Origin of the sequence: Methylobacterium sp. CCH5-D2 (genome assembly GCF_001556475.1) — a bacterium.
Classification (GTDB): Bacteria; Pseudomonadota; Alphaproteobacteria; order Rhizobiales; family Beijerinckiaceae; genus Methylobacterium; species Methylobacterium hispanicum.
The window spans coordinates 1-1452 of sequence record NZ_LSIX01000448.1 but is presented as its reverse complement, the minus strand read 5'-3'; the positions used below and the strand labels follow the sequence as shown (position 1 = coordinate 1452).

Genomic DNA, 1452 nt, shown 5'->3' with positions numbered 1-1452 from the left:
CCTGGCCGGTCTTGCGCGCCGCCTCGATGAAGATCTGCATGTTGGCGCGTGCCGCCCGCTGGCCGACGAACTCGGCCAGCGACAGCGGACGGATGCTCTGGTCCTGGTCGTCCCCGCGCCGCTCCGGGCTGAGGATCGGGTTGCCGGCGGACGGGGGCGCAGGCGAGTCCGCCCGCGGCTTGGCGCCCGGCTTGGCGCCGGATTTGGCTGGGGCTCTCGGCTTTCTCATCGACCCTGCTCGCGGCCCCGCCCGGCTCCGCGCTGGACGCTCGCTCGGCCGCGGGGCCTGACTACGCGCGGATGGGCCGGCGGCTCAAGCGCTCTCGTCCTCAGGATTGCAGCGCGAGCGGCATCGCCTCGACGCCGAACTCAGTCACGCCGCGGGCGTCGAGCGAGGCGCGCAGGGCCGCGGCCGGGGACTGCCCGGTGAAGGCTGCGAGCACCGGGCCGGGCTCCGCTCCCGCGGGGCCCGCGCCGAGGAGCTGCGTCACCCGCCGGGCGATGGCGGGCGCCGGGTCGATCCAGCGCACCGGCCAGGGCGCGAGGCGCTCGAAGCGGGCGCGCAGCAGCGGGTAGTGCGTGCAGGCGAGGCAGACGACGTCGGTGCGCCGCCCGTCCTCGGCGGTGACGAAGCAGGGGGCGATCTCGGCGGCGAGGGCGGCGTCCGGCACCGGCGCGCCGGAAAGTTCGGCCTCGGCGTAGTTGGCGAGGTTCGGCGAGCCGACGAGCGCCACGCGGCAGGTGCCCGCGTAGGTCGCGATCAGGTCGCGGGTATAGGAGCGCGCCACCGTGCCGGGCGTCGCCAGCAGCGAGACGAGGCCCGTGCGGGTGGTCTCGGCGGCGGGCTTGATCGGCGGCACCACCCCGACGAAGGGCGTGGTGAAGCGCTGGCGCAGGGCCGGCAGCACCAGGGTCGAGGCGGTGTTGCAGGCGATGACCACGAGGTCCGGGTGGTGGACCGCGATCAGCCGCTCCATCACGGCGAGCACCCGGGCGACCAGCGCGGCCTCGCCGAGGCGTCCGTACGGGAAGGCGGCGTCGTCCGCGGCGTAGACGTAGCGCGCGTCCGGCCGGGCGCGGCGCACCTCTTCCAGCACCGTGAGGCCGCCGAGGCCGGAATCGAACACGAGGATGTGGGGCTCGACCGGCGCCCCGCGCGCCGCGACGGAGAGGCTCGCCCCGGCCATGAGATCGATCCGCATAGGTTCGCGATGCCCCGCGTTTGAGGAGCCCAGTCTCGACGCCGAGGGTTAAGGCGCCCTCACTGAGGCCGGAAAAAGGCTCCGCCGCGATCCGCCCCGACGGCCTGCGGCAGAATCGCCGCGCCCGCGTTGCCGGAGGCGCGCTTGGCCATATCTCCTCTCGCGACGCCGCCTCGGGAGCAGAGTGTTGTCCCGAGGCGCCGGTGAAGGAGAGGATTGCCATGGCAGCCACAGCGGCACCCCGCGCGGC

At 74.9% G+C, this 1452-nt stretch carries 1 protein-coding gene and 1 pseudogene; both read right to left on the bottom strand.

Going from position 1 to position 1452, the window contains the following annotated elements; genetic code table 11:
* Positions 1 to 229 (bottom strand): annotated as a pseudogene (locus AX737_RS35770) (Holliday junction branch migration DNA helicase RuvB); the annotation flags it as partial.
* 100 nt (positions 230 to 329) lie between these two features.
* Entirely contained in the window at positions 330 to 1202 is an 873-nt protein-coding gene (murI, locus tag AX737_RS11485) for a glutamate racemase (RefSeq protein WP_066921436.1), read from the bottom strand.
* Between the last annotated feature and the right edge of the window lie 250 nt (positions 1203 to 1452).

Excerpts from the sequence above, each read along its gene's own strand:
- murI (WP_066921436.1), bottom strand. The coding sequence starts at position 1,202 with ATGCGGATCGATCTCATGGCCGGGGCGAGCCTCTCCGTCGCGGCGCGC.